Raw genomic sequence first — 17,491 nt, forward strand, 5'->3', positions numbered from 1 at the left:
TGGATTTTCATCCCTGGGTTTTCCGGATGGCTTCGCGAAGCACCTGGCGGTCGTCGAAGGGACGGATCACGCCGGCGATGTCCTGGCCCTGCTCGTGGCCCTTGCCGGCGACGAGCACGGTGTCGCCGGGGTGCGCGCGGGCGACGGCGGCCTCGATCGCGGCGGCCCGCTCCTCGAAGAGCAGCACCTCGCCGCGCTCGTGGGCGGGCACCGCGGCGGCGCCTTCGAGCATGGTCGCGAGGATGGCGAGGGGGTCCTCGGAACGGGGGTTGTCAGAGGTGAGGACGGCCGTGTCGGCGAGCCGGGCCGCGGCGGCGCCCATCGGGGCCCGTTTGGTCCGGTCGCGGTCGCCGCCGCAGCCGAGGACGATGAGCAGCCGGCCCTTGGTGACCTTGCGCAGGGCCCTGAGGACGGACTCGACCGCGTCGGTCTTGTGGGCGTAGTCGACGACCGCGAGGTAGGGCTGTCCGGCGTCCACGCGCTCCAGCCGGCCCGGCACGCCCGGTACGGCGGCGACCCCGTCGGCGGCGGTCTGCGGTTCGAGTCCGGCGGCGGCCAGGGCGACGATCGCGGCGAGGGTGTTCGCCACGTTGAAGGGGCCCGGCAGCGGCGACTTGGCGGCGATCCGGACGCCCTCGGGCCCGACGACCGTGAACGTGGAGTCCAGCGGCCCGACGTGGACGTCGGTGGCCCGCCAGTCGGCGTCCGGGTGCCCCTCGGCGGAGTAGGTGACCACCGGGACGGTGGCCTCCCGGGCGAGCCGACGGCCGTACTCGTCGTCGACGTTGACCACACCCCGCCTGCTGCGCTTCGGGGTGAACAGCTGCGCCTTGGCCTGGAAGTAGTCCTCCATGCCGGAGTGGAACTCCATGTGTTCCGGGCTCAGGTTGGTGAAGACGGCGATGTCGAAGACGCAGCCGTCGACCCGGCCGAGGACCAGGGCGTGGCTGGAGACCTCCATGGCGACCGCCTCGACCCCGCGCTCGCGCATGACGGCGAACAGCGCCTGGAGGTCGGTGGCCTCGGGGGTGGTGCGCTCGGACTTGATGCGCTCGTCGCCGATGCGCATCTCGACCGTGCCGATGAGCCCGGTGGTGCGGGCCGACTTCAGGCCGCCCTCGACCAGGTAGGCCGTGGTGGTCTTGCCCGAGGTGCCGGTGATGCCGATCTGGAGCAGGTCGCGGCCCGGCCGGCCGTAGATGGTGGCCGCCAGTTCGCCCATCCGCGCGCGCGGGTCGTCGACCACCAGGACCGGCAGGCCGGTCGCGGCGGCCCGCTCGGCGCCCGTCGGGTCCACCAGGACGGCGACCGCGCCGAGGCCGGCGGCCTGGGTGACGAAGTCGGCGCCGTGCGCGCGGGCGCCCGGCAGGGCGGCGTACAGGTCACCGGGGCGCACCGCGCGTGAGTCATGGGTGATGCCCGTGACCTCCACGGTGTCGTGGGCCGGGTCCGGGACGGCGGCACCCAGCTGACCGGCGAGCTCCGCGAGGGGTGTGGCGGAGTTCTGAACCGGTCGCGGCGGCCCCGGATAGGTCACGGAAGCGCCCTTCTGGGTGGTTTGGGACTGATCAGCGTGTGGCACGGCGGTGAGCGTACCGGGCGCACCCGCTCCGGGGCGAAGTGAGGGGCGCGGGGCGCCGTGGTTGCCGGGATCGGGGGTGATCGTTGTCACGGGCTCGTTCCTGGTGGTTCTGTGCGCGGTGCTGCGGCGCTGGTCAGGGCTTGTAGTCGACGGGCAGGTTCGCCGCCCGGGCGCCGGTCGGTGGGATCTGGAGGGTCTTGAGGGCGAACTCCATCACCTGCTTGTAGATCGGGCCGCAGATCTGACCGCCGAAGTAGCTGCCGGCGGTGGCGTTCTGGATGGCGCAGTAGACGGTGATCCGGGGCTTGTCCGCCGGGGCGAACCCGGCGAACGACGAGGTGTAGCCGCGGTACCTGCCAGTGGCCGGATCCACTCGGTTGGCGGTACCGGTCTTGCCGGCCACGTTGTAGCCGGGGATGGCCGCCTTGGCACCGGTGCCCTGCTCGTCGTCGACGACCGACTCCAGCATCTCGGCCAGGGTCCTGGCGGTCTTCGCGCTGACCACACGGGTCTTCCTGGGCTGCGCGGCCGGTGTGAAGCGGCCGTCGGCGCCCTTGGTGCCCCGGATCAGGGTCGGATCGACGCGGACCCCGCCGTTGGCGATCGTCGAGTAGACGGAGGCCGCCTGCATGGCGTTGATGGAGAAGCCCTGGCCGAAAGGGATCGTGTACTGCTGGGACGTCGACCACTTGTCCGGGGCGGCCAGGATGCCCTTGGTCTCGCCGGGGAAGCCGAGTCCGGAGTAGCCGCCGATGCCGAACTTGCGCAGGTACGAGTAGAGGACCTGGTTGGCCTGGGCCTGGGTCCTGCCGAGCTGGCCGGCGGCGAGGATGGTGCCGATGTTGCTGGACTTGGCGAGCACGCCGTTGAGCGTGAGGTACCAGGTGTCGTGGTCGACGTCGTCCTTGAAGAGCCGGTCGCCGCGGTGCAGCCGGTTGGGCACCACCACGTGGGTGAGCGGGGTCGCGGCGTTCCGCTCCAGGACGGCCGCCATCGACATGACCTTGGCGGTGGAGCCGGGCTCGTAGGCGTCCTGGAGGGCCGCGTTGCCCATCGCCTCCGCGTCGGCCGTGGACAGGTCGTTCGGGTCGAAGCCGGGCGAGTTCGCCATGGCCAGGATCTGGCCGGTCCGGGTGTCCTGGACGACCACGTAGCCGCGGTCCGCCTTGGACTTCTTGACCTGGTCGGTGATGGCGTTCTGCGCGGCCCACTGGATGTCGCGGTCGATGGTGAGCTCCACGTCGGTGCCGGGCACCGCGGGCGTCTCGGTGGAGGCCACGGTGGGCACCTCGCGGCCGCCGGACTGGGCGTAGCGGATCTTGCCGTCCTTGCCCGTCAGCTCCTTGTCGAGCTTCTGCTCGATACCGCCGCCGCCCTTGCCGTCGGCGTTGACCCAGCCCAGTATCCCGGCGGCCAGATCGCCGTTCGGGTACACCCGCTGGCTGCTGGGGTCGGCGAAGACACCGGCCAGCACGTTGACGGTGTTGTTGTCGGTCGCCGCCTTGGTGACGAGCGCGGCCTTCAGGTCCTTGATCTGCTTCCAGACCTGCGGGGTCTGCCGGGTGGCCAGCCGTACGTAACGCAGTTCCCTGTTCTCCGGCCGCAGCAGCTTGACGAGGGCGGCCTGGTTCTTGCCGAGGATGGGGGCGAGCAGCGCGGCGGCCTGCTCGGGGCCGTCGTCCACCTTGAGCTGCTTGCCGGTGAACATCGTGGGGTCGGCGGTGATGTCGTACGCGTCCTCGCTGATCGCCAGCGCCACGCCGTTGCGGTCGGTGATCCCGCCGCGCTCGGCGGCCAGGGTGTGCACGACGTACCGGTTCAGCTCGGCCTTGGCGGCGTAGGCGCTGGCGTCGACGGCCTGGACCTGGAGCAGGCGCCCGACGAAGACGAGCATGACCAGGGTCAGGGCGAGGCCGACCATGCGCAGCCGGGGGCGGGGGCTGCCGAGGCGCAGCGGGCGCTGGGCCGGGGAGCGGGCCGCGCTCGGACGGCGTACCGGGCGGGCACCGGGGCCGGGCTGCCGCCGGACCGCGCCCCTGGGATCGCGGGGGTCCCGGGGGCGGGGCGGCTTGGCGGGGCCGGGCACACGGCGGCGCGGTTCCCTGTCGGACACTTCCGTCACCTGCCGGAGGTCGGGGTCGGGGTGGTCACGGGCGTGGGGGCCGGACCGGGCGTCACCGGCACGGAGGCGGCGGCCGTGGGCGGTACGGAGGCGTCGGTCGCGGCCGCGGACGGCTGGGCCGGGCCCTGGCCGGGGCCGGCGGGGGTCTGCGTGCCGAGGGCCTCGGGGGCGAGCGGCGCGGGGGCGGCGTCGGCACCCTGGAGCAGGGCGGCGGGGCTCGGGACCCCCTTCACCGTGCCGTCCGGGTCGAGGAAGACCGGGTCGCCGCCGGGCACCATGCCCAGCTCGCGGGCCCGGCGCTGGAGCGCGTCGGGGGCCGAGTAGGCGTCGATGTCCCGTTGCAGGGCCTGTTCCTCGTCGGTGAGGTTCTTGGTCTGCTTCTGGAGGTCGTCGAGTTTGAACGAGCCCTCGCTGAGCGCCGAGTTCAGCACCAGCAGGCCGATCAGCCCACCGCCGAGGAGCAGGACGACGAGCAGCACGAACGGGGTGCGGGCGGCCCGGGGGCCCCGGCCGGCCGGAAAGATCCGGGCGAGGCGGGCCGCCCGCCCCCTCAGCTCGGGTTTCCTACTCACGTGTCCTCCGGAGGGTCCGGGAGTCCCGCTCGCTCACGCCGCTCATTCAATGGACTCCCTGATGCGCTGGGCGCCACGAAGACGCGCGGGCGCGGCCCGGCGGTTCTCGGCGACCTCTTCCTCGGTGGGAAGTTCGGCACCGCGCGTGAGCAGCTTGAGCCGGGGCTGGTACTGCTCGGGCACCACCGGAAGGCCGGGCGGCGCGGTGGAGGCCGCGCCGGCCGCGAACACCTGCTTGACCAGGCGGTCCTCGAGCGAGTGGTACGACAGCACGGCGATCCGTCCGCCGACCGCGAGGGCCTCGACGGCGGCCGGTACCGCCCGTTCCAGTACCGCCAGTTCGCCGTTGACCTCGATGCGCAGCGCCTGGAAGGTGCGCTTGGCAGGGTTGCCGCCGGTGCGCTTGGCGGCCTGCGGCAGCGCGTCCCGGATCAGCTCGACGAGCCGGGCGCTGTTGCTGAACGGCTCCTTCTCCCGCTCCCTGACGATCGCCGACACGATCCGCTTGGCCTGCTTCTCCTCGCCGTACTGGAAGAGGATGCGGACGAGGTCACCGGCCGGGTAGGTGTTGAGGACCTCGGCGGCGCTGATGCCGGTGGTCTGGTCCATCCGCATGTCCAGCGGGGCGTCCTGGGCGTAGGCGAAGCCGCGGCCGGCCTCGTCGAGCTGCATGGAGGAGACGCCGAGGTCGAAGAGGACGCCCTGCACGCGCGGGACGCGCAGGCGTTCGAGCACCTCGGGCAGTTCGTCGTAGACGGCGTGCACCAGGGTGGCGCGGTCGCCGAAGGGGGCGAGCCGCTCACCGGACAGGCGCAGCGCCTCCGGGTCGCGGTCCAGGGCGACCAGGCGGGCCTCGGGGAAGCGGGTCAGCAGCGCCTCGCTGTGGCCGCCGAGGCCGAGGGTGCAGTCGACCACCACGCTGCCCGGTGCCTCCAGGGCGGGTGCCAGCAGGTCCAGACATCGCTGGAGCATCACCGGGACGTGTCGACTCTGGCTCAAGAGGGCCTCTCAGTTCCGGCGCGGGGGACGCACCGCCGGGTCCCCGCCCGCTCGGTACGCGCGCCGCGCACGTGGGGAGACGGCCCGGACGCCGTGCCGGGGTCTCCAGGGGATTTCACCAGCGGGGAGAGCCTCGCCTCCCGCTTCGCGTCACTTTAGTCCACCGTGTCGCCCGGTCAATCAACCGGCCTGCGCGGCGCGTACCGGCATGCCGGAGAGTCCGCGATTGGCGCGGAATCACTCGTACGGATCCGATTTGCCCTCCCTGTGGGTTAGCTCACAACAAGCCACGATGACGTTCTTTGTCCCCTCTCACAGGAGGCCGTGCACACGCGTGACCAGTAACGTCGTGACTATGACGACTTCCGCAGCAGCTCCCACTGGATCCGAAGGCGCCATAAGCACCGGTGACACGGTGACCGACCGCCTGGTCGACGCCAACCGGACCTACGCCGACGCCTTCACCGACCCCGGCATGGACGCCCGCCCTGTGCTGCACGTGGCCGTGGTGTCCTGTATGGACGCGCGCATCGACCTGCACAAGGCCCTCGGGCTGCAGCTCGGCGACTGTCACACCATCCGCAACGCCGGCGGCGTGGTCACCGACGACGTGATCCGCTCCCTCACCATCAGCCAGCGCAAGCTCGGCACCCGCAGCATCGTCCTCATCCACCACACCAACTGCGGCCTGGAGTCCCTCACCGAGGAGTTCCGCTCCGAGCTGGAGATGGAGGTCGGTCAGCGTCCGGCGTGGGCGGTGGAGTCCTTCCGGGACGTCGACCAGGACGTACGGCAGTCCATGCAGCGCGTGCGCACCTCGCCGTTCCTGCTGCACACGGACGACGTGCGCGGCTTCGTCTTCGACGTGCGCACGGGCCTGCTCCGCGAGGTCGACCCGGCCTGACCGCCGTGGCACGGCCGCGGTGAACACGTCCCTCCGGCGCGACGGAACCGCCCCCGGTCCCCGTCGCGCCGCCCGTCCACCCCGGAAACGCCCCTTCGAAAGCTGTCGGCCCGCTGTCGAATAGACGGCCGAAAAGCCGTAAGACCGACATAGTGCGGGCAGTTGTCCACAGGCGAGTGACACGAATCGGTAACGGCAGCAAGAATGCGTGTGGGACGTCGCGCGGAACCATTCACGCGGGGCGTCCGTGATTCGGGGTGGGCCGGAGATGCGAGACGAAGCACCGGCCGGGCAAAAACGGGCCGAGGAGGGCCGGGTGACGACCTATGACGATCGAGCGAGCCTCACTGATCTGACCGCCACTGTGGAGCGCGTCCGCAGTTCGGTGGAGGGAGTGATCGAGGGCAAGCCCGAGGTCGTACGGCTTTCGCTGACCGTGCTGCTCGCCGAGGGGCATCTTCTGATCGAGGACGTCCCGGGCGTGGGCAAGACGATGCTGGCGAAGGCGCTGGCGCGGTCCATCGACTGCACGGTGCGGCGTATCCAGTTCACGCCCGACCTGCTGCCGTCGGACATCACCGGCGTGTCCATCTGGGACCAGCAGCGCCGGGACTTCGAGTTCAAACCGGGTGCGATCTTCGCCCAGATCGTGATCGGCGACGAGATCAACCGCGCCTCCCCGAAGACCCAGTCCGCGCTGCTGGAGTCGATGGAGGAGCGACAGGTCACCATCGACGGGCAGACCTATGAACTGCCCAGCCCGTTCATGGTGGTCGCGACCCAGAACCCGGTCGAGATGGAGGGCACCTACCCGCTCCCCGAGGCCCAGCGCGACCGCTTCATGGCCCGCGTCTCGGTCGGCTACCCGAGCGTGGAGGCCGAGTTGCAGATGCTCGACGTGCACGGCGCGGTCAATCCGCTGGGCGACCTCCAGCCGGTGGCGCACGCCCATGACGTCGTGAAGCTGATCGAGGCAGTGCGCGGGGTCCATGTCGCCGAACCGGTCCGCCGGTACGCGGTGGACCTGGTCGCCGCCACCCGCACCCACCCCGACCTCAGACTCGGCGCCTCCCCGCGCGCGACGCTGCACCTGCTGCGCGCCGCGAAGGCGTCCGCGGCCCTGAGCGGCCGGGAGTACGCGCTGCCGGACGACGTGCAGGCGCTCGCCGTCGCGGTCCTCGCGCACCGGCTGCTGCCCACCGCCCAGGCCCAGCTCAACCGGCGCACCTCGGAGCAGGTGGTCCAGGAGATCATGCAGTCCACCCCGGTCCCCGCGGCGCCCCGGCAGCAGGCCGGCCTGGGCGGTCTGGGCCGGGGTGTGCCGGCGTATCCCCAGCAGCCCCCGCGGAGTCTGTGATGGGCACCCCGGCGGAGGCCGACCGCGGGGAACCGGGCGGGATCCGCACGGCCCTGGCCGGGCTGACCACCCGTGGCCGCTCCTTCCTCGCGGCCGGCGTCGCGGCGGTGGTCTGCGCGTACATCCTCGGCCAGGCCGATCTGCGCCGGGTCGGGCTGCTGCTCGCCGTGCTGCCGCTGATCTGCGCGACCGTGCTCTACCGCACCCGCTACCGGGTGGCCGGCAGCCGCCGGCTCTCCCCCGCGCGGGTACCGGCCGGCAGCGAGGCCCGGGTCCACCTGCGGATGGACAACGTCTCACGGCTGCCCACCGGCCTGCTGATGCTCCAGGACCGGGTGCCCTACGTGCTCGGTCCGCGTCCCCGCTTCGTCCTGGACCGGGTGGAGCCGGGCGGCCGCCGCGAGGTCTCCTACCGGGTCCGCTCGGACCTGCGGGGCCGCTATCCGCTGGGTCCGCTGCAACTGCGCCTGACCGACCCGTTCGGGATGTGCGAACTGACCCGCTCCTTCTCGACGTTCGACACCCTGACCGTCATCCCGAAGGTGGAGCCGCTGCCGCCGATCCGGCTCAGCGGCGAGGCCAAGGGGTACGGCGACGGACGGCAGCGCTCACTGGCCCTGGCCGGCGAGGACGACGTGATCCCGCGCGGTTACCGCTACGGCGACGACCTGCGCCGGGTGCACTGGCGTTCCACCGCCCGCTACGGCGAGCTGATGGTGCGCCGCGAGGAGCAGCCGCAGCGGGCCCGCTGCACGGTGCTCCTTGACACCCGGGGCCTCGCCTACGAGGGCGCGGGCCCCGACTCGGCCTTCGAGTGGGCGGTCTCCGGTGCCGCCTCCGTCCTGGTCCACATGCTCGAACGCGGCTTCTCGGTGCGGCTGTTGACGGACACCGGCAGCTCGGTGCCCGGCGAGGGATCCGACGGCTTCGCGGGTTCACAGGAGTCGGCGGACGCAGCCGGTCTGATGATGGACACCCTGGCCGTGGTCGACCACTCGGACGGCGCGGGCCTGTCCCGGGCCTACGACGTGCTGCGCGGCGGGAACGAGGGGCTGCTGATGGCCTTCCTGGGCGATCTCGACGAGGAACAGGCCGCGGTGGTCGCCAAGATGCGCCGGCGCAGCGGCGGCGCCGTCGCCTTCGTGCTGGACCCGGACACCTGGGTGCGGGAACCCACCGACGTACCGGCGCCGGGCCACGCCCCCGAGCAGCGGCTGCGGATGCTGCGCGAGGCCGGCTGGACGGCCGTCGGTGTGCCGCGCGGCGCCTCACTCACCGAGCTGTGGCGGCAGGCCGACCGGGAGCGCTCCTCGACGGCCGCGGTGGGCGGGGAGGGACGGTGATGAGCGGACGGGCCCGGCTGGCCCTCACCGCGGCGGCGGCGACGCTGATGGCGTCCTGCGCCCTGCTGCCCCTGGTCTCCCCGAAGACCTGGCTGTTCCAGGCGGCGTTCCTGGTCGCGATCCAGACGGGCGTGGGCGCCGCCGCCCGGCGGGTGCCGCTGGCCCGGCCGCTGACGGTGGCCGCGCAGGCCCTGGCCGGTCTGCTGATGCTGACCCTGGTCTTCGCCCGTGGCCACGCGATCCTCGGGGTGGTCCCGGGCCCGGACACCTTCCGCCACTTCGCCGACCTGCTCCAGCAGGGCTCCGAGGACGTCAGCCGCTATGCGATACCCGCGCCGCTCTCGGACGGCATCCGGCTGATGGTGGTCGGCGGGGTGCTGGTCGTCGGGCTGGTCGTGGACACCCTGGCGGTGACCTTCCGCAGCGCGGCCCCGGCCGGGCTGCCGCTGCTCGCGCTGTACTCGGTGGCGGCGGGGCTGTCCGACGGTCCGGGCGACTGGCTGTGGTTCCTGGTGGCGGCGGCCGGCTACCTGATGCTGCTGCTCGCCGAGGGCCGGGACCGGCTCTCCCAGTGGGGCCGGGTGTTCGGCGGGGTCTCCCGGGCCCCGGGCGGCCCGGAGAGCGGTGCGGTGGCCCCGGTGCGCACCGGGCGCCGGATCGGCTTCGCGGTGCTGGGTGTCGCGCTGTTCGTACCGTTCGCGATGCCCTCGATCGAGGGCGGCCTGCTGGACGGCGCCGGCGCCGGGGTCGGCGGGGGCTTGGGGAACGGCGGCACGATCTCCGCGGTCAACCCGCTGGTGTCGCTGCGCGACAGCCTCAACGTGGACGAGGACCGCCAGGTGCTGTCCGTGAGGACCACCAGCGACGACGTCTCCGACCTGTATCTGCGGATCGTCTCCCTGGACGACTTCGACGGCACCACCTGGAAGCCCGCCCAGCGGCACATCACCGGTGTGCCGGACACGTTCCCGACCCCGGCCGGCCTGAGCGGCGACGTCAAGCGCACGACGGTGCGGACCTCGATCTCGGCCGCCGACTGGTACGCCCAGGACTGGCTGCCGATGCCGTATCCGCCGAGCGGCGTGAAGGTGGCCGGCACCTGGCGCTACGAGCCGGTCGGCATGACCCTGGTCGGCGACCACGGGCAGAACACGCGCGGGGAGACCTACCAGGTGACCAGCCTGGAGGTGCAGCCGACGGCGGAGCAGCTGGCGGCGGCTCCGGAACCGCCGCCGGCGCTGAAGAAGGAGTACACCGAGGTCCCCTCGTCGCTGCCGTCGGTGGTGGCGCGGACGGCCAGGGAGATCACCGCCGGCTCGTCCAGCCACTACGAGGAGGCGGTCAAGCTCCAGGACTACTTCGCGGTGACCGGCGGCTTCCAGTACGACACCCAGGTGGCGGTCGGCCGGGGCGAGGGCGCGATCGCGAACTTCCTGAAGCAGAAGCGCGGCTTCTGCGTGCACTTCTCGTTCGCGATGGCCGCGATGGCCCGGACGCTGGGCATCCCGGCCCGGGTCGCGGTGGGCTTCGCGCCCGGCACCCCGCAGTCCGACGGCACGGTGTCGGTGGGGCTGAAGGACGCGCACGCCTGGCCTGAGCTGTACTTCGAGGGCGTGGGCTGGACCCGCTTCGAGCCGACCCCGACGCGGGGCACGACGCCGTCGTACACGGTGTCGGACACCCCCGGCTCGTCCGTGCCGAACGAGGCGCTGCCTTCCCAGGGCGCCTCGGCCGCGCCGTCCGCCTCGGCGGCGCAGAGCGCGGGCTGTACGCCCCAGCTGCGCAAGCAGGACGTCTGCGCGAGTCCGTCGGCGGCCGGCACGGTGCGGCAGAGCGACGGCGGGCCGCCGTGGTGGCAGCTGGCGCTGTGGACGCCGGCCGGGTTCGCCCTGCTGCTGGCGCCGCTGTCGCCGCTGCTGTACCGGCGGCGGGTGCGGGCCCGGCGGCTGGGAGCCCATGACCGGACCCCCGCGGGGGTGGCGGCCCACACGCTGGCGGTCTGGCAGGAACTGACCGACACCGTCTGGGACTTCGGCATCCCGCCGGACGACTCGCAGACCCCGCGCGGCACGGCCGCCCGGATCGTCGGGCTGGGCCGTCTCGACCCGGTCGCCGCGGAGTCGGTGCACCGGGTGGCGGACGCGGTGGAGCAGGTGCTGTACGCCCCGCGGCCACGGCTGACGGCGGGTCTCGCGGACGACGTCCGCAGGGTGTCGGCCGCGTTCGACAGCACGGCCTCAGGCGCCGCGCGGCTGCGGGCGCTGCTCGCCCCGCGGTCGTCCGTGCGCGTGCTGTGGGCGGCGTCGGCCTGGTGGGCCGGGCTGCGGGAGCGGGCGGCGGCCGCCCGTCCGACGCTGCGGAAGCCGTCGGGGCAGCAGGGCTGAGGGTGGAGGGACGACGACTGAGGGGTGACCACCCGTGGTGGTCACCCCTCAGTCACAGTCTCCCAGTCACAGTCTCCCTGTGACCGCCTCCCGGCGAGGCCCTCAGTGCCCCTGTTCGTCGCGGCGCCGCTGCCACCGCTCCTCGATGCGGTCCATCACGGACCGCTTGGGCCGGACCTGGCGGCGCACCTGCGGCCCGCCCGCGGGCTGCTCACCGGGCTTGGGAGCCTTGCGCCAGCCGGTGACGGCGAGCACCGCGCAGCCCAGCATGACGAGGAAGCCCACCACGCTGACCCAGATCTGCTGTGCGACCATGCCGGCCATGAGGAGCGCGATACCCACGAGGAAGCCGGCCACCGCCTGGTAGACCCGTCGCCGGGTGTACGTCCGCAGGCCGTTCCCCTCAAGCGCTGTCGCGAACTTGGGGTCTTCGGCGTACAGCGCTCGCTCCATCTGCTCAAGCATTCGCTGCTCGTGCTCCGAGAGCGGCACGGCGTCCTCCTCATCGTGCAGTCGCCGGGGCGACCCGGGGGGTCCCTTCAGGATAGGCAGGGAATCGCCCCCGTGAAACCCGCCCCTCTAGGCCAATTGGCCAACCGGAACCCGCCACGGCGGTCCCGGCTCACTGAGGCTTCCATTCCCCAGCTACCGGCCCGTCATGCCGGGTGGTCTCCCTCGATCATACGGCGCAAACCCCTCGATCGGGGGGCCTGTGGCGTACTCCATCCGCCGCCGAGTCCCTGATCAGCGGGGTCGTCTCAGGAGATTCTCAGGTACCGTCCGCACCCGGCGTCTCGCCGAGGACGTGGAGCTGGGTGGCGAGCGCCCGGAAGGCGGGGAGCTCGGCGGCGGCCGCCTCCAGCCTGAGCAGGGCGTCGAGAGCACCGGGCTCGGTGTCCACCAGGACGCCGGGCACCAGGTCGGCGAAGACCCGCACGCCGTGCACGGCGGCCACGGCCAGCCCGGCGCCCTCGACCAGGCCGGTGAGCTGCTCGGCGGTGAAGCGGCGGGGCATGGGGTCGCCGCTGCCCCAGCGGCCGTCGGGGTCGTCGAGGGCCTGCTTGGCCTCGGTGAAGTGGCCGGCGAGGGCCCGGGCGACCACGGCCCCGCCGAGCCCGGCCGCGAGCAGGCTGAGGGCACCTTCGGAGCGCAGCGCGGCCACCGTGTTGCGCACGCCCTCGGCCGGGTCGTCGACGTGCTCCAGGACGCCGTGGCAGAGCACCACGTCGTGACCGCCGCGCTCGACCACGTCGAACAGGCCGAGGACGTCGCCCTGGACGCCCCTGACGCGCTCGGCGACTCCGGCCTCGGCGACGCGGCGCTCCAGGGCGAACAGCGCGTTGGGGCTGGGGTCGACGACGGTGACGCGGTGCCCGAGGCGGGCGAGGGGGACGGCGAAGTTGCCGCTGCCGCCGCCGGTGTCGAGGACGTCCAGGGTGTCCCGTCCGGTGGCCTTGACCCGGCGGTCGAGGGCCTCCTGAAGGACCTCCCAGACCACGGCGGTACGGAGAGAAGCGCGGGGTCGTGTGGGGTCCGGCACGGCAGTTGACTCCTCGGCGCGGCACCGCCTGCTGCCCGGCGGCGCGAACTCGGTGCCTCCCCGGCCCGGGCGCGGGCGGAGGGAAGGCTTCAGGCTCTCTCCACCCTATGGCCTCCGCCGCCTCGCCCGGTCATCCCGCGTCGGGCAGCTCTCTTCCCGGCCTCGGCGTGCCGCCGTCCGGCCGCTCGTCCTCCTGGCGGCGCGGCTGGGGCAGCACCGGCTGCAAAACGAGCATCCGCTCGACGATGCGGACGAACATCCCGACGTCACGTATCAGGTCGTCGGCGTCGCGGCGGCCGGCCGCGCCCTGGATGCCGGCCTCGGCGCGGGCGCGGCGGGCGGCGCCCGAGGCGAACAGGGCGCTCCACTCGGTGAGCTCGGGGGCGACCTCGGGCAGCACCTCCCAGGCGCTGCGGATGCGGGCCCGGCGCCGGGGCGAGGTCTCCGGCCGGGCGCGGGCGGCGAGCACGGCGGCCGCGGTGCGCAGGGCGGCCAGGTGGGCCGTCGCGTAGCGCTCGTTGGGGCTGTCGAGGAGTTCCGCCTCGTCGAGGGCGGCGCGGGCCTGGGCGAGCAGGTCGAGGGCGGCGGGCGGGGCCGTGGCCCGGCGGAGCACGGGGTGTACGTCGCTCGCCGGGCCGGTCAGTGAGGGGGCAGGGCCGGTGGCGCGGCGCCGGTGGGCGGCGGCTGACGAGTTGGCCATGACGAACCTCCTGTCGTCTGGGTGACGGCTCCCTCACACCGGGTGCCGTATGTGCCCATCGTGCGGTATGCCACTGACAATCCGTTCCGACCTGGGCTTTTGCTTCGACCGTAGGTTCGGGGTAGTTTTTATACTGACCAGTCAGTGCAAATGGCGAGCGATACAGATGGACACGGAGGAGGGGGTACCCGTGCACGGCGTGTCAGTCACAGCCGAGGGCCTGGGGGTGAAAGGCCCGCGGGGCTGGGCGTTCCAGGGGGTCACCATGGACGCCGGGCCCGGGGCGCTGATCGCGGTGGAGGGCCCGTCCGGTTCCGGCCGGACCTGTCTGCTGCTGACGCTCACCGGCCGGATGAAGGCCACCGAGGGCACCGCGAACGTCGGCGAGGCCCGGCTCCCCAAGCAGTCCGCGGCCGTCCGCCGGATCAGCGCGGTGGCCAACGTCGCCGGGGTGACCGACCTGGAACCGGCCCTGACCGTCGGCGAGCACCTGCGCGAACGGGCCCTGTTGCAGCGCCGGTTCGGCGACTCGCTGCGCGATCTGCTGCGGCCGCGCGCGGAGAGGGCGGCACGCGCGGGGCAGCGGATCGACGACGCCCTGGCCGCCGCCGGGCTCGACCTGGCGGCACTGCCCAAGGGCGCCAGGACCGCCGTACGGGACCTGGAGCGGATCGAGGCGCTGCGGCTGTCCGTGGCGCTGGCGCTGATCGCGAAGCCCCGGCTGCTCGCCGTGGACGACGCGGACCTGAAGCTGTCCCAGGCCGAACGGGCCGACGTGCGGACGCTGTTGGCGTCGATCGCCGAGTCCGGGACGACGGTCCTGGTGGTGTGCGCGGAGGCGATGGACGGGGCCGTCGTCGTCCGCACCGGCGCCGCGCGGGAACTGGAGACCGAGGCGACCGAGGCACCGGAAGGCGCCGGGACCGGGGAGGAGACCGACGATGCGTTCGCCGCGACTGGCCGCGCTTGAGCTCAGGCGCTTCGGGCGGGGGCGGCTGCCGCGCGCGGCCCTGGTGGCCCTGCTGGTGCTGCCGCTGCTGTACGGGGCGCTGTACCTGTGGTCGTTCTGGGACCCGTACGGACGCCTGGACCGCATCCCGGTGGCGCTCGTCAACGACGACAAGGGCGCGACGGCCGACGGCCGGAGGCTCAACGCGGGTGACGACATCGTGGCCGGGCTGCGGGACAGCGACACCTTCGACTGGCACGAGGTGAGCGCCGCCGACGCCCGCCGGGGAGTCGAGGACGGCACGTACTACCTGTCGCTGACCATGCCGTCCGACTTCAGCGCGCGGGTCGCCTCCAGCGCGGGGAACGCCCCGGAGACCGGCGCCCTCCAGGTGCGCACGAACGACGCGAACAACTACATCGTCGGGCAGATCTCCCGCACGGTCTTCAACGAGGTGCGCTCGGCCGCGTCCAGCAAGGCGTCCCGGTCCTTCCTGGACCGGATCTTCATCTCGTTCGCCGACATCCACGGGCAGACCGAGAAGGCCGCCGAGGGCGCCGACACGCTCACCGGGGGCATCGGGAAGGCGGAGAAGGGCTCCAAGGACCTCGCGGACGGCCTGAAGGACGCGAAGACGGGCAGCGGGAAGCTCGCCGGGGGCATCGAGAAGCTGGACGCGGGAGCCGGCAAGCTGGAGACCGGCTCGCGGCAGGTCGCGGACGGCACCCAGCAGCTCGCGGACAAGGTCGACGGGGTCTACGCCCGGGTCGGCCCGTACCTGAGGGACAACGAGAAGACCATCGGCGACACCGCCCGGCTGGTCGCCGACTCCGTCGGGACCGTCCGCGACAACCTGGGCGTCCTGGTGAGGACCGCGCCCGCGGCCGACCGGACGGCGCACGCCGCCGCCGACACCCTGGACCAGGTCTACCGGACCCGCTGCCCGGCACAGCCGCTCACCGACCCGGCCTGCCCCGACCTGAAGAAGGCCAGGGACGCGGCCCATGACGTGGCCGACGTCGCCGACGACCTCGACACCCTGATCGCCGACCAGAACGGCGACCTGAAGACGCTGGACAAGAACCTCGGCACGCTCCAGACGCAGGCACGGGCACTGGCCGACCGCGCGCCGCACCTCTCCGAGGACGTCGCCGACGCCGTCAAGAAGATAGACAAGCTGAACGAGGGCGCCGCCCAGGTGGCCTCGGGCGCCGCGAAACTGCACACCGGGCTCGGCACCGCCACCACCGGCGCCACCGGCCTGGACGCGGGCATCGGCAGGCTGGAGACCGGCGCCGACGACCTGAGCGGCGGGATGTACAAGCTCGTCGACGGCTCCGGCAAGCTGGCCGGCGGACTGCACGACGGCGCGCACAAGATCCCCGACTACGACAAGAAGGACCGCGACCGGCGCACCGGAGTCATGGCCGACCCGGTCCAGCTCGCCTCCCACGACCTGCACAAGGCGCCCAACTACGGCACCGGCTTCGCCCCGTACTTCATCCCGCTGTCCCTGTGGGTCGGCGCGATGGTCGCCTACATGCTGATCCCACCCCTCAACCGGCGGGCCCTGGCTGCCGGTTCGGCGGCCTGGCGGATCGCGCTGGCGGGCTGGCTGCCGGTGGTCGCGATCGGGGTGCTGCAGACGGCCGCCCTGATGGCCGTACTGCACTGGGCGATCGGGCTCCAGATGGTCCGCGCGGCCGGCACGGTCGGGTTCCTGTTCCTGGTGGCGGCCTGTTTCGCGGCGATCGTGCAGTGGCTCAACGCGCGCTTCGGGGCGGCCGGGCGGATCCTCGTCCTCGCCCTGCTGATGGTCCAGCTGACGTCCGCGGGCGGCACGTACCCCGTGCAGACCAGCCCCGGATTCTTCAACGCCGTCCACCCGTTCCTGCCGATGAGCTACGTCGTGGCGGCGCTCCGCAGGCTGATCACGGGCGGCGGGCTCGGGCCGGTGTGGCAGGCCTGCGCGGTCCTCGCGGCGTTCACCGCCGGGGCGCTCGCGCTCACCGCCCTGTCGGCCCGGCGGCGCCAGGTGTGGACGCTGGACCGGCTGCATCCCGAACTGAGTCTGTGAGGACCCACATGACCTCCCCCTCCGTGCCCGCCGGGGCCGGCGTTCCTGTGAGAATCGGGAGCATGGAAAGCAGCAGGACCACGGGCGGCGGCACACGCCGTGAGGCCACCCGGCAGAAGCTCTACGAGGCCGCCGTCACACTCATCGCCGAGCAGGGCTTCTCCGCCACCACGGTGGACGAGATCGCCGAGCGGGCCGGGGTCGCGAAGGGCACGGTCTACTACAACTTCGCGAGCAAGTCGGTCCTCTTCGAGGAGCTGCTGCGGCACGGCGTGGGCCTCCTGACCGCCTCGTTGCGGGAGGCCGCCGAACGAACCGCGCGGGAGGGCGGCAGCCGGGTCGACGCCCTGGACGCGATGGTCCGGGCCGGCCTCGTCTTCATCGACCGCTACCCCGCCTTCACCCAGCTCTACGTGGCCGAGCTGTGGCGCACCAACCGGGCCTGGCAGTCCACCCTGATGGTGGTCAGGCAGCAGGCCGTCGCGGTCGTCGAGGGGGTGCTGCGCGAGGGCGTGGCGAACGGCGAGTTCAGCGACGAGATCGACGTCCAGCTGACGGCGGCGGCGCTGGTCGGGATGGTGCTGGTGGCGGCCCTCGACTGGAAGTCCTTCCAGCCGGAGCGCTCCCTGGACGACGTCCACGCGGCCCTGTCCCGGCTGCTCCAGGGACGGGTGAGCGGGAAGGGCTGAGCCCTTCCCGCCTCCCGTGCGCCCCCGTCGTCCCCCGGGTCTCCTCTCCCCCGTGTCTCGCTTCCGCCGACGCGCATCGGCGGAAGGAGCGGTCGGGGGCGCCGGCCGTTCCGCCGCCCCGTGTCGGCGGTGCCGGACCCGCGCCCCTTCTCCGTGCCTCAACTCTCCCGTCGGCGCCGGTCGCGGCCCATCCGCGCGCGTACTCAACTCGCCGCCTGAGTACGCGTACTCAGCGGTGCGCACACGGACCCGGGGCGGGCGGCCGCCGACTGG

At 73.0% G+C, this 17,491-nt stretch carries 14 protein-coding genes; 7 read left to right on the forward strand and 7 right to left on the reverse strand.

Annotation, left to right across the window (positions count from 1 at the left end; translation table 11 throughout):
* Positions 1 to 7 precede the first annotated feature (7 nt).
* From AB0958_RS02735 to rsmH, 4 genes are read right to left on the reverse strand one after another with little or no spacing between them, the layout of a single operon-like run.
* Complete coding sequence (locus AB0958_RS02735; RefSeq protein WP_366888471.1) at positions 8 to 1,672, reverse strand: UDP-N-acetylmuramoyl-L-alanyl-D-glutamate--2,6-diaminopimelate ligase; 1,665 nt, start codon at positions 1,670 to 1,672, stop codon at positions 8 to 10.
* 43 nt (positions 1,673 to 1,715) lie between these two features.
* Positions 1,716 to 3,695 carry a penicillin-binding protein 2 gene (locus AB0958_RS02740; RefSeq protein WP_366888472.1) on the reverse strand — a complete coding sequence of 660 codons (1,980 nt, stop codon included), beginning with the start codon at positions 3,693 to 3,695 and terminating at the stop codon, positions 1,716 to 1,718.
* 5 nt (positions 3,696 to 3,700) lie between these two features.
* Positions 3,701 to 4,276, reverse strand: a complete 576-nt coding sequence (locus AB0958_RS02745) for a septum formation initiator family protein (RefSeq protein WP_366888473.1) — start codon at positions 4,274 to 4,276, stop codon at positions 3,701 to 3,703.
* A 42-nt stretch (positions 4,277 to 4,318) separates the two neighbouring features.
* Positions 4,319 to 5,275 carry a 16S rRNA (cytosine(1402)-N(4))-methyltransferase RsmH gene (gene rsmH / locus AB0958_RS02750; protein ID WP_366888474.1) on the reverse strand — a complete coding sequence of 319 codons (957 nt, stop codon included), beginning with the start codon at positions 5,273 to 5,275 and terminating at the stop codon, positions 4,319 to 4,321.
* A 292-nt stretch (positions 5,276 to 5,567) separates the two neighbouring features.
* On the opposite strand from rsmH, the gene AB0958_RS02755 reads away from it, so the two are divergent.
* From AB0958_RS02755 to AB0958_RS02770, 4 genes are all read left to right on the forward strand, one after another.
* Positions 5,568 to 6,179, forward strand: a complete 612-nt coding sequence (locus AB0958_RS02755) for a carbonic anhydrase (RefSeq protein WP_366888475.1) — start codon at positions 5,568 to 5,570, stop codon at positions 6,177 to 6,179.
* Between the two features lie 316 nt (positions 6,180 to 6,495).
* Positions 6,496 to 7,536: a MoxR family ATPase gene (locus AB0958_RS02760; RefSeq protein ID WP_366888476.1), complete on the forward strand. Its 1,041-nt coding sequence runs from the start codon at positions 6,496 to 6,498 to the stop codon at positions 7,534 to 7,536.
* A complete protein-coding gene (locus AB0958_RS02765; protein WP_366888477.1) occupies positions 7,536 to 8,879 on the forward strand; it encodes a DUF58 domain-containing protein in 1,344 nt (447 codons plus the stop codon). Before AB0958_RS02760 ends, AB0958_RS02765 begins: the two co-directional genes overlap by 1 nt.
* Entirely contained in the window at positions 8,879 to 11,263 is a 2,385-nt protein-coding gene (locus tag AB0958_RS02770; protein ID WP_366888478.1) for a DUF3488 and transglutaminase-like domain-containing protein, read from the forward strand. The genes AB0958_RS02765 and AB0958_RS02770 overlap by 1 nt, the downstream gene beginning before the upstream one ends.
* Positions 11,264 to 11,365: 102 nt before the next feature.
* On the opposite strand, the gene AB0958_RS02775 is transcribed toward AB0958_RS02770, so the two are convergent.
* From AB0958_RS02775 to AB0958_RS02785, 3 genes are all read right to left on the reverse strand, one after another.
* Entirely contained in the window at positions 11,366 to 11,755 is a 390-nt protein-coding gene (locus AB0958_RS02775; RefSeq protein WP_366888479.1) for a DUF3040 domain-containing protein, read from the reverse strand.
* Between the two features lie 277 nt (positions 11,756 to 12,032).
* The gene (locus tag AB0958_RS02780) at positions 12,033 to 12,803 is read right to left on the reverse strand and encodes a methyltransferase (RefSeq protein WP_366888480.1); all 771 of its coding nucleotides are present in this window, start codon (positions 12,801 to 12,803) and stop codon (positions 12,033 to 12,035) included.
* Positions 12,804 to 12,933: 130 nt separating this feature from the next.
* Complete coding sequence (locus tag AB0958_RS02785; protein WP_366888481.1) at positions 12,934 to 13,503, reverse strand: SAV_6107 family HEPN domain-containing protein; 570 nt, start codon at positions 13,501 to 13,503, stop codon at positions 12,934 to 12,936.
* A gap of 190 nt (positions 13,504 to 13,693) precedes the next feature.
* Here AB0958_RS02785 and AB0958_RS02790 point away from each other — a divergent pair, with 190 nt between their 5' ends.
* The 3 genes from AB0958_RS02790 (at position 13,694) to AB0958_RS02800 (ending at position 17,218) form a co-directional block, all read left to right on the forward strand.
* The gene (locus AB0958_RS02790) at positions 13,694 to 14,473 is read left to right on the forward strand and encodes an ATP-binding cassette domain-containing protein (RefSeq protein WP_366888482.1); all 780 of its coding nucleotides are present in this window, start codon (positions 13,694 to 13,696) and stop codon (positions 14,471 to 14,473) included.
* A complete protein-coding gene (locus AB0958_RS02795) occupies positions 14,445 to 16,529 on the forward strand; it encodes a YhgE/Pip domain-containing protein (protein WP_366888483.1) in 2,085 nt (694 codons plus the stop codon). Before AB0958_RS02790 ends, AB0958_RS02795 begins: the two co-directional genes overlap by 29 nt.
* Positions 16,530 to 16,591: 62 nt before the next feature.
* The gene (locus tag AB0958_RS02800; RefSeq protein ID WP_366888484.1) at positions 16,592 to 17,218 is read left to right on the forward strand and encodes a TetR/AcrR family transcriptional regulator; all 627 of its coding nucleotides are present in this window, start codon (positions 16,592 to 16,594) and stop codon (positions 17,216 to 17,218) included.
* Positions 17,219 to 17,491 lie beyond the last annotated feature (273 nt).

It is taken from the genome of Streptomyces sp. NPDC006655 (assembly GCF_040703965.1).
Classification (GTDB): Bacteria; Actinomycetota; Actinomycetes; order Streptomycetales; family Streptomycetaceae; genus Streptomyces.